17 protein-coding genes are annotated in these 15,471 nt (G+C 60.9%); 5 read left to right on the top strand and 12 right to left on the bottom strand.

What is annotated here, in order from left to right; genetic code table 11:
* Nucleotides 1-20: 20 nt before the first annotated feature.
* The 3 genes from ahcY (at nt 21) to IF654_RS02000 (ending at nt 4,563) form a co-directional block, all read left to right on the top strand.
* Entirely contained in the window at nt 21-1,430 is a 1,410-nt protein-coding gene (gene ahcY / locus IF654_RS01990) for an adenosylhomocysteinase (RefSeq protein WP_047278316.1), read from the top strand.
* A 103-nt stretch (nt 1,431-1,533) separates the two neighbouring features.
* Complete coding sequence (gene metF / locus IF654_RS01995) at nt 1,534-2,379, top strand: methylenetetrahydrofolate reductase [NAD(P)H] (RefSeq protein WP_047278314.1); 846 nt, start codon at nt 1,534-1,536, stop codon at nt 2,377-2,379.
* Nucleotides 2,380-2,712: 333 nt separating this feature from the next.
* Nucleotides 2,713-4,563 carry a DEAD/DEAH box helicase gene (locus IF654_RS02000; RefSeq protein WP_047278311.1) on the top strand — a complete coding sequence of 617 codons (1,851 nt, stop codon included), beginning with the start codon at nt 2,713-2,715 and terminating at the stop codon, nt 4,561-4,563.
* A gap of 183 nt (nt 4,564-4,746) precedes the next feature.
* Here the strand turns inward: IF654_RS02000 and IF654_RS02005 are convergent, their stop codons facing one another.
* Together IF654_RS02005 and IF654_RS02010 are read right to left on the bottom strand one after the other, a co-directional pair.
* Nucleotides 4,747-5,325 (bottom strand): YceI family protein, encoded by a 579-nt coding sequence (locus IF654_RS02005; protein ID WP_047278309.1) that lies wholly within the window; start codon nt 5,323-5,325, stop codon nt 4,747-4,749.
* 32 nt (nt 5,326-5,357) lie between these two features.
* The gene (locus tag IF654_RS02010; RefSeq protein WP_047278307.1) at nt 5,358-5,909 is read right to left on the bottom strand and encodes a cytochrome b; all 552 of its coding nucleotides are present in this window, start codon (nt 5,907-5,909) and stop codon (nt 5,358-5,360) included.
* Nucleotides 5,910-6,197: 288 nt separating this feature from the next.
* Between IF654_RS02010 and IF654_RS02015 the strand changes: the two genes are divergently transcribed.
* Together IF654_RS02015 and IF654_RS02020 are read left to right on the top strand one after the other, a co-directional pair.
* A complete protein-coding gene (locus IF654_RS02015; protein WP_047278304.1) occupies nt 6,198-7,604 on the top strand; it encodes an adenosylmethionine--8-amino-7-oxononanoate transaminase in 1,407 nt (468 codons plus the stop codon).
* Nucleotides 7,605-7,723: 119 nt separating this feature from the next.
* Nucleotides 7,724-8,443 (top strand): 16S rRNA (uracil(1498)-N(3))-methyltransferase, encoded by a 720-nt coding sequence (locus IF654_RS02020; RefSeq protein ID WP_047278302.1) that lies wholly within the window; start codon nt 7,724-7,726, stop codon nt 8,441-8,443.
* Between the two features lie 18 nt (nt 8,444-8,461).
* Here the strand turns inward: IF654_RS02020 and IF654_RS02025 are convergent, their stop codons facing one another.
* The 10 genes from IF654_RS02025 to IF654_RS02070 all read right to left on the bottom strand — a co-directional run bounded on the left by IF654_RS02025 (nt 8,462) and on the right by IF654_RS02070 (nt 15,471).
* Nucleotides 8,462-8,848, bottom strand: a complete 387-nt coding sequence (locus IF654_RS02025; RefSeq protein WP_047278301.1) for an MAPEG family protein — start codon at nt 8,846-8,848, stop codon at nt 8,462-8,464.
* A 13-nt stretch (nt 8,849-8,861) separates the two neighbouring features.
* On the bottom strand, nt 8,862-9,695 hold the full coding sequence (locus tag IF654_RS02030) for a DMT family transporter (protein ID WP_047278299.1): 834 nt from the start codon (nt 9,693-9,695) through the stop codon (nt 8,862-8,864).
* A 76-nt stretch (nt 9,696-9,771) separates the two neighbouring features.
* Complete coding sequence (locus IF654_RS02035; protein ID WP_047278298.1) at nt 9,772-10,182, bottom strand: CesT family type III secretion system chaperone; 411 nt, start codon at nt 10,180-10,182, stop codon at nt 9,772-9,774.
* Nucleotides 10,183-10,188: 6 nt separating this feature from the next.
* Complete coding sequence (locus tag IF654_RS02040; RefSeq protein WP_094987261.1) at nt 10,189-12,234, bottom strand: patatin-like phospholipase family protein; 2,046 nt, start codon at nt 12,232-12,234, stop codon at nt 10,189-10,191.
* Nucleotides 12,235-12,392: 158 nt separating this feature from the next.
* Nucleotides 12,393-13,010 (bottom strand): HrpE/YscL family type III secretion apparatus protein, encoded by a 618-nt coding sequence (locus IF654_RS02045; protein WP_047281463.1) that lies wholly within the window; start codon nt 13,008-13,010, stop codon nt 12,393-12,395.
* Nucleotides 12,989-13,615: a SctK family type III secretion system sorting platform protein gene (locus IF654_RS02050; protein ID WP_194862804.1), complete on the bottom strand. Its 627-nt coding sequence runs from the start codon at nt 13,613-13,615 to the stop codon at nt 12,989-12,991. Before IF654_RS02050 ends, IF654_RS02045 begins: the two co-directional genes overlap by 22 nt.
* On the bottom strand, nt 13,612-14,367 hold the full coding sequence (gene sctJ, locus IF654_RS02055) for a type III secretion system inner membrane ring lipoprotein SctJ (RefSeq protein WP_047279190.1): 756 nt from the start codon (nt 14,365-14,367) through the stop codon (nt 13,612-13,614). Before sctJ ends, IF654_RS02050 begins: the two co-directional genes overlap by 4 nt.
* Nucleotides 14,367-14,705 (bottom strand): type III secretion system inner rod subunit SctI, encoded by a 339-nt coding sequence (sctI, locus tag IF654_RS02060; RefSeq protein WP_047278294.1) that lies wholly within the window; start codon nt 14,703-14,705, stop codon nt 14,367-14,369. The genes sctJ and sctI overlap by 1 nt, the downstream gene beginning before the upstream one ends.
* A complete protein-coding gene (locus IF654_RS02065; protein WP_052959692.1) occupies nt 14,705-15,118 on the bottom strand; it encodes a YopR/YscH family type III secretion effector in 414 nt (137 codons plus the stop codon). Before IF654_RS02065 ends, sctI begins: the two co-directional genes overlap by 1 nt.
* The gene (locus tag IF654_RS02070; protein WP_094987259.1) at nt 15,115-15,471 is read right to left on the bottom strand and encodes a YscG family type III secretion system chaperone; all 357 of its coding nucleotides are present in this window, start codon (nt 15,469-15,471) and stop codon (nt 15,115-15,117) included. Before IF654_RS02070 ends, IF654_RS02065 begins: the two co-directional genes overlap by 4 nt.

Below are 15,471 nucleotides of genomic sequence, written 5' to 3' on the forward strand. Positions count from 1 at the left end.
TAAACGAATGGAGGCTCTCTATGAGCGCTGTAAACACGCCTGCAGGTTTTACCGACTACAAAGTCGCTGACATGTCCCTTGCCCCATGGGGCCGTCGTGAAACCTTTATCGCCGAGTCCGAAATGCCGGCGCTGATGGGCCTGCGTCGCAAGTATGCCGCTGAACAACCGCTCAAGGGCGCGAAGATTCTGGGCTGCATCCACATGACCATCCAGACCGCCGTACTGATCGAAACCCTGGTTGCCCTGGGTGCCGAAGTGCGTTGGTCGTCGTGCAACATCTTCTCGACTCAAGACCAGGCCGCTGCCGCTATCGCTGCTGCCGGCATTCCGGTTTTCGCCTGGAAAGGCGAAACCGAGCAAGAGTACGAGTGGTGCCTGGAGCAAACCATCCTCAAAGATGGCCAGCCATGGGATGCCAACATGATCCTGGACGACGGCGGCGACCTGACCGAGCTGCTGCACAAGAAATACCCGGACATGCTGAAGAAGATCCACGGCGTGACCGAAGAAACCACCACCGGCGTACACCGTCTGCTGGACATGCTGGCCAAGGGCGAGCTGATGATCCCGGCGATCAACGTGAACGACTCGGTGACCAAAAGCAAAAACGACAACAAGTACGGCTGCCGTCACAGCCTGAACGATGCCATCAAGCGCGCCACGGACCACTTGCTGTCCGGCAAGCAAGCTCTGGTGATCGGCTACGGTGACGTGGGCAAGGGTTCGGCCCAGTCCCTGCGTCAGGAAGGCATGATCGTTAAAGTCTCCGAAGTTGACCCGATCTGCGCCATGCAAGCGTGCATGGACGGCTACGAAGTGGTTTCGCCGTTCATCAACGGCCAGAACGACGGCACTGCTGCCAGCATCGACGCGGCGCTGTTGGGCAAGATCGACCTGATCGTGACCACCACCGGTAACGTCAACGTGTGCGACAAAAACATGCTGGCTGCGCTGAAAAAACGCGCCGTGGTGTGCAACATCGGTCACTTCGACAACGAAATCGACACCGCTTTCATGCGCAAGAACTGGGCATGGGAAGAAGTGAAGCCGCAGGTTCACAAGATCCACCGTACCGGCCCTAACGATTTCGATCCGCAGAACGACGACTACCTGATCCTGCTGGCCGAAGGCCGTCTGGTGAACCTGGGCAACGCCACAGGCCACCCGAGCCGCATCATGGACGGTTCGTTCGCTAACCAGGTGCTGGCGCAGATCTTCCTGTTCGCCCAGAAGTACGCTGACATGCCGGCTGAACTGCAAGCCGAGCGTCTGACCGTAGAAGTGCTGCCCAAGAAGCTCGACGAAGAAGTAGCACTGGAAATGGTTCGCGGTTTTGGTGGCGTGGTCACCCAGTTGACCAAGCAACAGGCTGATTACATCGGCGTCACCGTCGAAGGCCCGTTCAAGCCAGACGCTTACCGTTACTGATTAAAGAAAGGCGGCCAGGCATGCACTGACCGCCTTTTTTTTGTGTGTGAGTTCAGCGTCAGGGGTTGCTGTTGGCCCCCTGCGCGTACGCAAGGGTATTCCCATGTCTCAAGACCGTCGTTTCAGCTTCGAGTTCTTCCCGACCAAGACCGATGCTGGACATGAAAAGCTGATGAACACGGCTCGCCATCTGGCGACCTTCAACCCGGATTTTTTCTCCTGCACTTACGGTGCCGGTGGCTCTACCCGTGACCGCACGATCAATACCGTGCTGCAACTGGAGAGCGAAGTACACGTGCCTGCGGCGCCGCACCTGTCGTGTGTGGGCGACAGCAAAAGCGACCTGCGCGGCCTGCTGGAGCAGTACAAGGCTGCGGGCATCAAACGCATTGTTGCGCTGCGTGGCGACCTGCCTTCGGGCATGGGCATGGCCAGCGGTGAACTGCGTTACGCCAATGACCTGGTGAGCTTCATCCGTGAAGAGACCGGCAGCCACTTTCACATTGAAGTCGCCGCTTACCCGGAGATGCACCCGCAAGCGCGCAACTTCGAAGACGATATCAGCAACTTCGTGCGCAAAGCCCACGCGGGCGCTGACAGCGCCATCACCCAGTACTTCTTCAACGCCGACAGCTACTTCCGGTTTGTTGAGCGCGTACAGGCCGCGGGCGTCACCCTGCCGATCGTGCCGGGTATCATGCCGATCACCAACTACAGCAAGCTGGCGCGTTTCTCTGACGCGTGTGGCGCTGAAATCCCGCGCTGGATTCGCAAGCAGCTCGAAGCCTATGGCGACGACGTGCACAGCATTCAAGCGTTTGGTGAACAAGTGATCAGCGAGATGTGCGAACGCTTGCTGGACGGCGGCGCGCCGGGGCTGCACTTCTACACCTTGAACCAGTCTGAGCCGAGCCTGGCGATCTGGAACAACCTGAAGTTGCCACGCTGATTCACGCGCCTGTAACCGCCGCCGCACGTTGCACGGGCGCGAGCGGTTACAGGCCGGGTGCGCTCGATGGGTACAAAACCGTTGAGCAGCATGAAATCGGCGCGTTGTGAATGCTCTGTTATACTCCGGGCTTTCCGCCAGGCTTACGCCCGGCCGCTCGTCCTTGTACAAGGCATTCAACCCCGCTACTGCGCAGCACTTGCCAGCGCGAGCGGTGCGAATGGACCTTCAGGACCGAAGCAGGACCGGACGGGATTGCGTCTCCTATAAACGCCATTCACGCCAGGCAAGACTATCCCTTTGGGCAAAGCCCTAACTAGAACAGGATTACTCATGTCCTTTGCTTCCCTCGGTCTCTCCGAGGCTTTAGTCCGCGCCATTGAAGCAGCGGGCTATACCGAGCCTACTCCGGTGCAACAGCGGGCCATTCCCGCCGTGTTGCAAGGTCGCGACCTGATGGTTGCGGCTCAGACAGGTACTGGTAAAACCGGCGGCTTCGCTCTTCCGATTCTGGAAAAGCTGTTTCCCAATGGCCACCCAGACAAATCCCAGCGTCACGGTCCACGCCAACCACGCGTACTGGTCCTGACGCCTACCCGCGAACTCGCCGCACAGGTCCACGAGAGCTTCAAGCTCTACGCCCGTGACCTGAAGTTCGTCAGCGCCTGCATCTTCGGCGGCGTTGGCATGAACCCTCAGGTTCAAGCCATGGCCCGCGGTGTAGACGTGCTGGTCGCTTGCCCCGGTCGTTTGCTTGACCTGGCGGGCCAAGGCAGTGTCGACCTTTCCCACGTTGAAATCCTGGTGCTCGATGAAGCCGACCGGATGCTCGACATGGGCTTCGTCCACGACGTGAAAAAAGTGCTCGCGCGTCTGCCGACCAAGCGTCAAAACCTGCTGTTTTCGGCGACGTTCTCCAAAGACATCACCGATCTGGCCGGCAAGCTGCTGCGCAACCCGGAGCGTATTGAAGTCACGCCGCCCAACACCACGGTCGAGCGTATCGAACAGCGCGTGTTCCGCCTGCCAGCCAGCCACAAGCGCGCCCTGCTGGCGCACTTGATCACGGCCGGTGCGTGGGAGCAGGTGTTGGTCTTCACCCGCACCAAGCACGGCGCCAACCGTCTGGCTGAATACCTGGACAAGCATGGCCTGAGCGCTGTCGCGATCCACGGCAACAAGAGCCAGAACGCGCGCACCAAAGCGCTGGCTGACTTCAAGGCAGGCACTGTGCGTATTCTGGTTGCGACCGATATCGCGGCCCGTGGCCTGGACATCGATCAGTTGCCGCACGTGGTCAACTTCGAACTGCCCAACGTGGATGAAGACTACGTTCACCGTATCGGCCGTACCGGCCGTGCCGGTCGCTCGGGCGAAGCGATCTCGATGGTTGCGCCGGACGAAGAAAAACTGCTGAAAAGCATCGAACGCATGACCAAGCAGAAAATCGCCGACGGCGACCTGATGGGCTTCGATGCCAGCACGATTGAAGCTGAAAAGCCTGAAGTGCGTGAGCGTCCGGATGTGCGTAACCCGCGCAACCCGCCGCGTGGTCCACGTGGCGATGGTCCTAATGGCGGCGGTGGCGGTCGTAAGGACAAAGGCAAAGACAAGGGTAAAGAAAAACCGGCCGCAGCCCGTGGCGAACGCCCGGCCCGTGAGCACAAACCACGCGAAGGCACACCGGCGCGTGAACCGCGTCAGCAAGCGGCCGCTGCCGTCCCGCGCCCGGACGCCAACCGTGCGCCGGACGAGTTCCGTGATGACGACGTGGACAACTTTGGTAACCGCGCTGATTACGTCAGCCCGTACCAGAACAAAAACAACCAGAGCCGTGGTCGTCGTCCGGGCGCTCCGGCGCAAGGCACCGGCGCGGCTCCGGCCGGTCGCACCGGCGGTCGTCAGAACGGTCCACGCACCGGCACGGGCGCCAGCACCGGCACGCCGCCTGCCAAACGCAGTGGCCCGCGCAACGGCGCTCCGCGTGACGGCCAGGCCCGTCGCGAGAACCGTCCAGCCCGGGATGATCGCCAGGAGCCAGCCGTTAAAGGCCCTCGCGAGAATCAGCCGAAGATCATGCACAAAGAGTCGAAAAGCGATCGCTTCCCGACCCCTGAGCAGCTCGATCAACTGCCGAACCGTCCTCGCGGTGAGAAGCCAGCCTTGCTGACCCGCAACCGCTGAGTGACTGACGAATAAAAAACGCCCTCCATCGCAAGATCGGGGGCGTTTTTTTGTGTCGCCAAACATGGCTTCGCCCCTCGCCGTTCGCTCATCAGACGCGGGCCAAGGGGGGAATCCCACGCACAAAAAAACGCCCTGGCTCTCACAAGCCGGGGCGTTCTTTTTAGCCGTGTGTACGCGCTATTACTTGTTCTTTGTACCTTCCAGCGTGATGTCCAGGTCCAGGGTCTGAGACGTAGGGCCCGGGCCTTTGATGCCGAAGTCGTTCAGGTTCAGGGTCGTGGTGGCGTTGAAGCCAGCACGTTCGCCGCCCCATGGATCTTTGCCTTCGCCGTTGAACGTTGCCTTGAATGTCACGGGCTTGGTCACGCCGTGCAGGGTCAGGTCACCGGTGACGTCAGCTGTTTTCTCGCCCGTCGGCACGACTTTGGTCGAGACGAACTTGGCTTCCGGGTACTTGCTCACGTCCAGGAAGTCTTTGCTGGCGATGTGCTTGTCACGTTCAGCGTGGTTCGAGAACAGGCTGGCGGTCTTCAGGGTCACGTCGATTTTGCTGTCAGCAGGCTTGGCAGCATCCCAGGAGAATGTGCCGCTCCAGTCTTTGAACGTACCGTGAATGAAGCTGTAGCCCAGGTGGCTGATTTTCCAGTCGATAAAGGCGTGCTGACCTTCTTTGTCGATGGTGTAGTCAGCAGCCATGGCCTGGCCGGCGGACAACAGTGCAGTACCCAGTGCCAAAGCGGCGAGAGTCTTTTTCAACATGCGTTCTATTCCTTTTGAGTTGAGGTTGAACATCAGGCTTTGCGTCCCAGCATACGAGTCAGGGTCGCATCACGATCGATAAAGTGGTGCTTGAGAGCGACTAGACCATGCAAACCGGCAAAGATCACCACGGCCCACGCCAGGTACAAATGCACGACACCGGCCACATCCGCCTGGTCAGGCAGGTTTGAAATCAGTGCGGGTACTTCAAACAGCCCGAATACCGGGATGCCCACGCCTTCGGCGGTGGAAATCAGGTAACCGGCGATCATTACCGCAAACAAACTTAGATACAAAAAACCATGGCCGAGCTTGGCGCCAATGCGTGTGGCACGGCTGTAGCTGGCCAATGCAGGCGGTGCCGGACTGATCCAGCGCCACACCACGCGAATGACCATCAGGGCCAGTAGCGTTAAACCGATGCTTTTGTGCAGGTCCGGGGCTTCCTTGCGCCAAGGGCTGTAATAGTCGAGACCGACCATCCACAAGCCCAGGGCAAACAGGCCGAACACGGCCAGGGCAATAAACCAATGCAAGAAAATACTGACCGCACCGTAGCGAGAAGAAGAGTTGCGTAGCTGCATTGCCAACATCCTGTAGGAACTTGGGCCTAAGACTAATCGTTTACCTATCGAATGAAAGCGCATTTTTTTGCTGGAAGGTATCGATAAATACGATCTGTAGCCTGGGAGGAAGGTATTAAGAAAACATTAACGATGATTCATGACTCCCCGGCGACGGCGGTCGTCAGCACACCATAGAAGCGATACGCATTGTTGCAAGTGCAATGACTTGTTACGAACTCGCGCATTGCATAGGCTTGCGCGATTGTTTGCCCGCACACGCCGGGAGCCAGCGCCAGGAGAGTGGAAATGGGCCTGAATAATCAGTGGATGCAGCGCGATTTAGCCGTTTTATGGCACCCCTGCACCCAAATGAAAGATCACGAGCAATTGCCGCTTATCCCGATCAAGCGCGGTGAGGGCGTGTGGCTCGAAGACTTTGAAGGCAAACGCTACCTCGATGCCGTGAGCTCGTGGTGGGTCAACGTGTTCGGGCATGCCAACCCGCGCATCAATCAGCGCATCAAGGATCAGGTCGATCAGCTGGAGCACGTGATTCTGGCCGGGTTCAGCCATCAGCCGGTGATCGAGCTGTCGGAGCGTCTGGTGAAGATGACGCCAGACGGCCTGACCCGCTGCTTTTATGCCGACAACGGTTCGTCCTGCATAGAAGTGGCGCTGAAAATGAGCTTTCACTACTGGCTCAACCGTGGCCAGCCGAACAAAAAGCGCTTCGTGACCCTGACCAACAGCTATCACGGCGAGACCATGGCCGCGATGTCGGTGGGCGATGTGCCGCTGTTCACTGAAACCTACAAGGCGCTGCTGCTCGACACGATTAAAGTGCCCAGCCCCGATTGCTACCTGCGCCCGGACGGCATGAGCTGGGAAGAACACTCGCGCGTGATGTTCATGGCCATGGAGCAGACCCTGGCCGAGCACCACGCCACTGTGGCCGCCGTGATTGTCGAGCCGCTGATTCAGGGGGCGGGGGGCATGCGCATGTACCACCCGGTGTACCTTAAATTGTTGCGCGAAGCCTGTGACCGTTATGGCGTGCACTTGATTCACGACGAAATCGCGGTGGGCTTCGGTCGCACCGGGACGATGTTCGCGTGTGAGCAGGCCGGTATCACTCCCGACTTCCTGTGCCTGTCCAAGGCATTGACCGGCGGTTACTTGCCCTTGGCGGCCTGTGTGACCACCGACGAGGTTTACAGCGCCTTCTACGACGACTACCCGACCCTGCGCGCCTTCCTCCATTCCCACAGCTACACCGGCAACCCGCTGGCGTGTGCGGCCGCGTTGGCCACGCTGGACATCTTCGAGCAAGACGATGTGATCGAGCGCAACAAGGCCCTCGCGCAGCGCATGGCCAGCTCGACGGCGCATTTGGCGGATCACCCGCATGTGTCGGAAGTGCGTCAGACCGGCATGGTTCTGGCGATTGAAATGGTCCAGGACAAGGCCAGCAAAACGGCGTACCCGTGGCAGGAACGCCGAGGGCTCAAAGTGTTCCAGCATGCGCTGGAACGTGGTGCGTTGTTGCGTCCGCTGGGCAGCGTGGTGTATTTCTTGCCGCCTTACGTAATCACCCCGGAGCAAATCGACTTTCTGGCCGAAGTGGCCAGCGAAGGCATCGACATCGCGACCCGCAGCGACATCAGCGTGGCCGTACCGGCGAACTTCCACCCGGACTTCCGCGACCCGGGCTAGGGGCTGTTCCCGTGTCACCGCGACGCGGCTTGCAATGAAACGGGGAGCAGACCCTCGGGTTATTTTCTTCAGATGCGCGCACGTTCGCGCCTGAAGCGCACATTTTTCAGAGAAAACACATGAGATTGTCCCGTTTCTTCATCGATGCGCCGTTGAGCCTCGGTGAGCATGAATTGCCTGAGGCTCAGGCGCATTACATAGGCCGCGTGCTGCGCATGGCCGAGGGCGATGCCCTGCAAGTGTTCGACGGCTCGGGTCACGAGTTCCTCGGGCGCTTGCTGGAAGTTGGCAAAAAACGCGTGCGCGTGCTGCTGGAAGAAACCTTCGCCGGGCAAGTCGAGTCGCCGCTGGCCATCCATCTTGGGCAGGGGTTGTCCCGTGGCGAGCGCATGGACTGGGCGATTCAGAAAGCCACCGAGCTTGGGGTCAACGAAATCACGCCGATCATGAGCGAGCGCTGCGAAGTGCGGCTCAAGGACGAACGCGCCGACAAACGCCTGGCCCACTGGCGTCAGGTGGCGATCAGTGCATGTGAGCAATGCGGGCGTTCACGGGTGCCGGTGATTCATCCGCCGATGCTGCTCACTGACTGGATCAACAGCACGCAAGCCGACCTCAAGCTGGTGCTGCATCCGGTCTCCGCGCCGCTGGCCAGCCATGCCAAACCGTCACGCCTGGCGTTCCTGATCGGGCCGGAAGGCGGCTTGACCGACCCTGAAGTCGATCAGGCCCAGGCGGCGGGCTATCAACCGGCGCGCCTTGGCCCACGGGTGTTGCGTACCGAAACCGCCCCGGTGGTCGCGCTGGCCGTGGCTCAGCAGTTGTGGGGCGACTTCTGACACGCAGGCGTCAAGTGTTTACATCGACACGAAGAAAAAGCTGACGATCAGCCCCATGCCGATGAACCACACCAGCGAACGCAGCAGTGCCCAGTCCGCCAGGTAGCAAATGATGTACAGCAAGCGGCTGGTGATAAACAGCACGGCCAGTACATCAATCGTGACGGGCTGGGCGTTGCCGACGATGTCGGCAATGATCACGGCGGCTGCAAACGCCGGGGTGACTTCGAAGCTGTTGAGTTGGGCGCTGTGGGCGCGTTTGGCGAACCCGTCGAGGGTGTCGAGAAACGCGCGCGGGTCATGGTTTTGTCGAGGCCCGAACTTGCCGCCGCTGAACTTGGCCACCGCGGTACACACGTACGGCAGACACAAGGCAATCAGTACACACCAGAAGGCAACCGTCATTGGAATTTCCTTTTTAGAGTTTCATCACGAGCATGCCGATCAGCACCAGCCCACAGGCTAAGAGTCTGGGCCCGCCAAAAGGTTCTTTGAGGTACCGCATGCCGAACAGCACCACCAAAATCACGCTGACCTCGCGCAAGGCTGCGGCTTCGGCAATCGAGCCCAGTTGCATCGCCCACAGCACCAGCGCATAGCTGACCAGCACGCACACCCCCACCGCCAACCCCAACCGCCATTGCGTGCGCCAGAACAGCGTGAACGCGGCACGTTTGCGGGTGATTGCCAGCAGCGGGAACGGCCACGCGCTGATGAGCGTCAGCCACACCAGATAATCCAGCGGGTGCGACCAGCGCTGTAGCGCCTGACCATCAAGAAAGGTATAGCAGCCAATGCACAGGCCGATGAGTGCGACCACCGGCAGCATTGACCACGGCAGACGATCACCGCCGCCGCCCTGCCACAGCAGGCACGCCATGCCGCACGGAATCAGGAGGATGCCGATGATTTGCTGACCGCTCAGTGCTTCTGCGGCAAACGTCAGGGTCAGCGCCAGCACCACCAAGGGCGAAAGGCCGCGCATCAGCGGGTACACCAGCCCCAGATCCCCCACCCGGTAAGCGCGGATCAGCAGCACGCGGTACAGCAACTCGAAGAGTGCGGACGCCAGAATCCACGGCCAGATAGCCAGCGGCGGGAACGACACAAACCCCACCAGCACGGCGACAACCAGCAGTGCCACGGTGTCCATGCAGGCGATGACCAACAGGCGCTCGCCGCTGAATTTGATCAGGGTATTCCAGACCGCATGCAACACGGCCGCGATCAACACCAATAAAGTGGCCAGCACCCCGTGCTCCTTAATGCGATGGGACGACGGCTGTTTATACGTCAAACAGCCGTCGGCGCGGGCACCGTGTGTGGGGTCAAACGAATAATCGTGCGCCCGACGCAGGCCGGGGCTGATCCGGCACGGCCTCCAGCAACGGGCTCAAATGCCTGTGACCCTGACACAGCTTGGCGTACCAGTTATTCAGGGTCGGCACATCGACGTGCCCTTCCTGAACCTCGACCCACAGCACCAAATCCCCGGCGCTGTCTGCCGCCACATGCACCGGCGCCAGTGCTGAAAAGGGCCCGTTGGCTTGCAGCAATTGCAGCTGCACACCCAGTAGCATCGGGCTGGGCAGGCGTCCCAGGCGCATCGCCATCAGCCAGCCGCCCGGCACTTTCTCCAGCACCAGCTCGGGGTCATCCGCGACTTGCAGGCGGCAGGTTTCGGCATTGTTCGCGGGCAGTTGGATGCCCCATTGGTCCAGCCAGTGTTGCACGCTCATGTGTGTTTACTCCGCCATCCGCCAGGCTTTGGCCATTTCAATCGTGGGGGAGCTCAACGGCTTGCTCCACGGCTTATTGCGCGCGCCATAGTTGTCGATGATGTCGTCGAGCACCTGATTGACCTGCGCCGCCGTCGTGGCCCGGGCCAGGCTGTGTTCAGCGCGGCGTAGCAAGGCGACGTTGGAGTCCGGCTGACCGGCGCGGTACAACGACGGGTAAATGACTTCTTTGCGGATGTTCTCGGCCACCACGGCCACGGTCCGCACCTGCATTTCTTCGATCGCGGCCTTGAGCACTGGCGACTCGATGGCCTGCCCGCGCACGGCGCTGAGCAATTGCTGATGATCCACGTTGTCGGCGTGGTTCAGCTCCTTGGCCAGCCACTCCTTGCGCTCCGGCGTGCTGGCCAGCGCGTCGAGTTGGGTGAAGGCCGCCCGCATCTGATCGTTGAACGTCAGCCCGGCCGGTGTGCCGTTCTGCGCCACAATCGCCACGGTCAATTCGCTGAACGCCTCGCGTGCCTGCTGACGGAACTGCAACACGTCCCCGGCCTGGGCGGGGTTTTGGGCGGCGAGGCTGGTGAGCATGTCATCGTCCAGCGCGTTCAAGGCGGCCTCCATCGACGCGAACGTGTACTGCTCGCGCGTCAGGGCACGCTGCTCAAGATGGCCGCTGACCGCCTGATCGAGACGTTCTTGCAGGTGATTTTTGACATCCCCCGGCATGCTGAAATTCAGCGTGCCGCCGAACGTGGTGCTGAAATCGCCCTTGTCCGTTTTCAGCGGCACGATCACGGTCTGGTCGTCGTGCGCGGCCAGCGCTTCGTTTTGCAGAATCAGCCGGGCGGCCACCGGGGCGCCCACCATCCAGTCCGTGAGCGCGCCGCCGAAACGATCGCCACGGTCCGGCGCCACGCCTTCTTCTTCCTCAAACATGAGGATCAGGTTGTCTGACTGGCGCAGCGGGCTGGTGCTGAACGTCCTGTCGACCATTTCCGGGACGGGCACGTTAAGCATCACGCCGCCGTCCTTGAATGCCGTGTGTTCACCTTCAACCTGGAACGGTTGCGCCTGTTCGTCCACCGGCTTGAACACCACCGGGAAAGAGCCGGAAATATGCGCGGCCCGCGCAATGCTCATGTCCGGCGTGAGGCTGGCATTGAACACCACCATCTGTGGGCGACCTTCGTACATTGCGGTGCCGGTGATGTTCAGTTCCTTGATCTGCGGGATGTGCTGGCTCAACAGTTTGAGGTCGCCAAACGTGACCGCGCCGCCCTGCTCCAGTTTGTGGGCAATGGCCGCAACGGCCGGTTGGCTGGCCACCTGCGGGTGAGCGCTGATCTGGTTCAGAACGGCTTTGGACGACTCGTCGCGAATGACTTTTTCCAGCGGCAGGGCTTCGGACTGAACCCGTGGCAACACGTTGAGAATCAGCTGGGTGAAGCTGCCGACCTTGGGCAGGTATTTGTGCGCCAGATTGCCGATTTCCGTGCAGATGCGCTGGAACAGCTTGTGTTTTGTGTGGGTGCTGTCGAGCAGTGAAATCAGGTCCATGCCATCGGACAGGGTCTTGAATTCGCCCGCGCCCATGCCCGATGCCAGCAGCGCTGCCGTGATGCCGCCTGCGGACGACCCCGACATGCTGCGAATGCCGTCGAGTGCGCCGTTGTCTTCCAGCGCCTTGATCGCGCCCGGATAGGCGGCCCCTTTGGCACCGCCCCCGCTGAGCACCAGGCTGGTCAACGGCGGACGGCTGAGTTCCAGCTGCGCCACGCCATTGTCGAATTCACGCAGGGTCAATTGGCGCTGACCGACCTGTTGCGCCACGGTGTGCGCAGCCCCTTGCGGCAGCGGGGTCAGCAGCTTGATACGGCCGATGTCCGGCAGTTGGTCTTTGATCACAATCCCCGACGCGCTCTTCAGTGCGCTGGTCAGGCTTTGGCCGACCGGGTCAGTGGATAACGTGGCTTTGGGCGCTTGCGCGGCAGGGGGTGCAGGTGTGGCGATGGCGGGGTTGAGACCGGCAGGCGGGGTGGACTGAATTTTCATATGCGCTCCTTGGAGGACCTGAGTTCCTTGATGGCGCAAAGCTTAAGTGAATCGTTTGAAGGGCTTTTTTAGTATCAGGCGCATTTTTGTCACTTTGCACGAGCGCCTTGAAAAGGAATGACGCTCACCACCTCGCCTGCCGGTGCTGCGCCGAGTTTTCAGCGCTCACGGGATTGTGTCAGGGCCGTTGCCAGCGCTGCCAATTGCCCGTCGACACTGGCGTCGATGATGCCGATTTCGGTCTCCAGAATGCAGCCGCCTTCGTCCAGCCGGGCGTCGGCCACTACGTCCACATACCCCACTTCCGGGAAGTCCTTGAGGATGTGCGAGACGCGCTCGCGCACAGCGCTCACTTGCTCGGGCTGGACGTGCAGGATCACTTGTTTCTGATTGCTGACCAACGATAACGCTTCGCGGGTCACGCTCAGCGCCAGCTCGGTGTTGTCGTACTGCTTGAGGATCTTGCGCACCGCGTGCAGCACCACATCGCTCATCTTTTGCTCGACCGCGCGGTAGTACTGGTTGCATTGCTGCAAGGTTTCCTGGATCAACGTTGCCTGCGAGGTGCGCGCCTCGTCGACGCCCGCCTGCCAGCCCAGGGCCTTTTGTTGTTCGTAGACGTCCCGCGCGCCTTGCTCGATGGCTTGCGCCCGTTCCCGGGCCAGTTCCACCAACTGATTGGCGGTCAGGTAGGCCTGATAGTCGGCACTGCGCAGCACCACTTGATCTGGCGCCAAGAGCACTTGATCACTTTTTATTTCAATAAATGGCAACATTCCGGACTCACCTGTCGAGCAACTTTGAGGCACAGCGCCTGCGCCAGCGCGGGGTTTTCGGCGGGTAACGCGGCGTAACGCGAGGGCGGCCCCGGCGGCAGGCGTACACGCAAGCGCCGGGCACAGCCGCTGTCGATGTCACCGGCTGCACTGAGCCAGAACTCCAGACCGCAGGTTTGCAGATAGCCCCCCAGGTCGCCGTCCGGCAACGTGCCCTGCCAGCCCGTCGGCCATGGACCGATGATCACGTCCAGCTGTTGCAGGCAATACCGGTGACCGGTTTCACCCAGCGCCGCGCGGACCCGTTGCGCCGCGTTGGCGGTCAACGCCTGGCGCAACGCCTGCCCATGCAACAGGCCGCCCAGGCAACGCAGGGTATGCTGCAGCGCGACTTGCCCGAACAGCGCCAAGCCGCCGAGCCGGGGAGGCATTTGGTAGTCAGTCGGCAACCCCAGTTCATTGAGCAACCAGGCGTTGATTGCACTGCGCTGGCGCCAGTCCGGCAGCGCCTTGCGCACTGCCAGCAAGGCCGTGGGCACGTGCCCCTCGTCAATGTAGCGGGCCGGGCAGAAGCGCAGCTGATAGGGCGTCAGGCAGCGGGTCATGCTTGAGTCCGGTGCCACATGAACTGCGCCGCATTGCTCACCAGCAGCAGGGCGACCATCACGCCAAACAGGCCGATCAGCCGCCCCCGGGAATCTTCGGTGACTTGAATCGAAAACAGGGTGTCGTAATGCGGTGCCAAGGGCACCTGACGCACGTCCGCCGACGGCACCAGCACCACGCTGATCCGGTCGTAACTCAAGCCCTCGATGCCGTTGTTGACCAATTGTTTGATCTGCGGGATGTAGGCGTCGAGCTGGATGTCCGCAGCGTGCTTGATAAACACCGAGGCGGAGGCCGGTGAGGACTTCTTGCCCAGCCCGTCACGTTCTTCTGGCAACACCACATGCACACGCGCCACCAGCACGCCATCGATTTCAGACAGCGTGCGGGAGATTTCCTGCGCCTTGGCGTAGTTCAGGCGCGCCCGTTCTTCGACCGGAGATGAAATCAGCCCGTCTTTGGGGAACACGTCCTTGAGTGTCGAAAAGCTTTCACGCGGATACCCTTTGCGCTTGAGGGCATCCACGGCTTCAGCGATGTCCGACTCTTCCACCAGCAATTTGATTTTGCCGTCCTTGTCCGGCTGTTTGTCGGCCGAAATGCCTTCGGAGCGCAGCAGGGCTAGCATCTCGTTGCCTTCCTTTTGGCTGACACCGGCGTACAGCTCGATCTTGCACCCCGCGAGCGCCAGCACGGCGGCCAGCAGCAGGCCGCGCTGCACGGTTTTCAAAGCGGTTCGAACACGGCGCATCATTGGGTCTTCATCAAGGTTTCGACGTTCTGGCTCATACGTCCGACGGTTTTGGCGATCAGTTCTTCCTGCATGCTGATGCGCATCAGCGACCACTGCATCTGCATCAGGCTGTTGGGGTCGTCACCGGGGGTCGACAGTTGCACTTTCAGCGCTTCTTTGGCCTCGGTGAACTGCTCTTTGATGTGCCCGATTTCACTCAAAAAACTGCCGCCCAGGCTGTCGGCCCCGTTGCTCATGGCGTGATCAAAGTCTGCAACCTGCGCGGCATTGGCTTCGGCCGGTTGGAGTTCTTCAAGGCTGGTAACCACCGATTGGCTGATCTGGCTGATGTCCATTACGACTCCAGGTCGGGTTTATGGGTGTAGCGCATCAGGTTGTCGATCATCCCGGCCAGCGGGATGACGTGCCTGAGCTCGGTGTTGATGACGCGGCTCGCGGCGGCGGTGTCCGGCAGCGGTTTGATCTCGCCCAACACCCGCAGCAGTGCGTCTTGCTGTTGCTTGGCAAACGGTGCTTCTTGTTTGATGAGGTCCTTGAGTGCCGCACGCGCCTGGCGCTCGTTGTCACGGTGGGCGTCCAGGGTTCTCAGCACCCGCAGCGCCACCGGGCTCACGGGGTTCGCCACCTCGGCGGGCGCGTGCATGGCTTGTTCAAAGGCGTGCGTGTCGGCCGTTTGTGCCGACCGCACAGGGTGGGCAGCCGGTGGCGACAGACCGCGATTGAGCGTCAGGGGGTCGAGCGGGTTCATGCGTGCTCCGGATGACGCATACCCTCGGCAAACTGCACCAGGCGCGGGTCATCGCTGAGCGCCAGGTGCGCCAGGCGTCGGTCCAGTGCTGACCCCATGCCCAGGCGCCATTCGCACAGCGCCAGCCAGGGCGACAACGAGGGCCAGTCCTGATCCTTGCCCTGGCCTTCAAGCAACGCCTGTTGATAATCACCGCGGTTCATCAGGCTGCAGAGGCGGATCAGGCACGCGGCTTCGGAGTGTTTTTCGACCTGATCCAGCCACTCAGCGATGTGCAGGGCCTGCGCATGACAATGGTGCCCGGTGCCCGCCAGCGCGACTTCGGCCAAAAGCCCTTTCAATGAACTGTCCAT

Source organism: Pseudomonas lundensis (genome assembly GCF_015377145.2).
GTDB lineage: Bacteria > Pseudomonadota > Gammaproteobacteria > Pseudomonadales > Pseudomonadaceae > Aquipseudomonas > Aquipseudomonas lundensis.

Coding starts and splice junctions, on each gene's coding strand:
- metF (WP_047278314.1), top strand. CDS start 1,534: ATGTCTCAAGACCGTCGTTTCAGCTTCGAGTTCTTCCCGACCAAGACC.
- IF654_RS02045 (WP_047281463.1), bottom strand. CDS start 13,010: ATGTTGCCATTTATTGAAATAAAAAGTGATCAAGTGCTCTTGGCGCCA.
- sctI (WP_047278294.1), bottom strand. CDS start 14,705: ATGGACATCAGCCAGATCAGCCAATCGGTGGTTACCAGCCTTGAAGAA.
- ahcY (WP_047278316.1), top strand. CDS start 21: ATGAGCGCTGTAAACACGCCTGCAGGTTTTACCGACTACAAAGTCGCT.
- IF654_RS02040 (WP_094987261.1), bottom strand. CDS start 12,234: ATGAAAATTCAGTCCACCCCGCCTGCCGGTCTCAACCCCGCCATCGCC.
- IF654_RS02025 (WP_047278301.1), bottom strand. CDS start 8,848: ATGACGGTTGCCTTCTGGTGTGTACTGATTGCCTTGTGTCTGCCGTAC.
- sctJ (WP_047279190.1), bottom strand. CDS start 14,367: ATGCGCCGTGTTCGAACCGCTTTGAAAACCGTGCAGCGCGGCCTGCTG.
- IF654_RS02065 (WP_052959692.1), bottom strand. CDS start 15,118: ATGAACCCGCTCGACCCCCTGACGCTCAATCGCGGTCTGTCGCCACCG.
- IF654_RS02035 (WP_047278298.1), bottom strand. CDS start 10,182: ATGAGCGTGCAACACTGGCTGGACCAATGGGGCATCCAACTGCCCGCG.
- IF654_RS02000 (WP_047278311.1), top strand. CDS start 2,713: ATGTCCTTTGCTTCCCTCGGTCTCTCCGAGGCTTTAGTCCGCGCCATT.
- IF654_RS02050 (WP_194862804.1), bottom strand. CDS start 13,615: ATGACCCGCTGCCTGACGCCCTATCAGCTGCGCTTCTGCCCGGCCCGC.
- IF654_RS02070 (WP_094987259.1), bottom strand. CDS start 15,471: ATGGACAGTTCATTGAAAGGGCTTTTGGCCGAAGTCGCGCTGGCGGGC.
- IF654_RS02020 (WP_047278302.1), top strand. CDS start 7,724: ATGAGATTGTCCCGTTTCTTCATCGATGCGCCGTTGAGCCTCGGTGAG.
- IF654_RS02010 (WP_047278307.1), bottom strand. CDS start 5,909: ATGCAGCTACGCAACTCTTCTTCTCGCTACGGTGCGGTCAGTATTTTC.
- IF654_RS02005 (WP_047278309.1), bottom strand. CDS start 5,325: ATGTTGAAAAAGACTCTCGCCGCTTTGGCACTGGGTACTGCACTGTTG.
- IF654_RS02015 (WP_047278304.1), top strand. CDS start 6,198: ATGGGCCTGAATAATCAGTGGATGCAGCGCGATTTAGCCGTTTTATGG.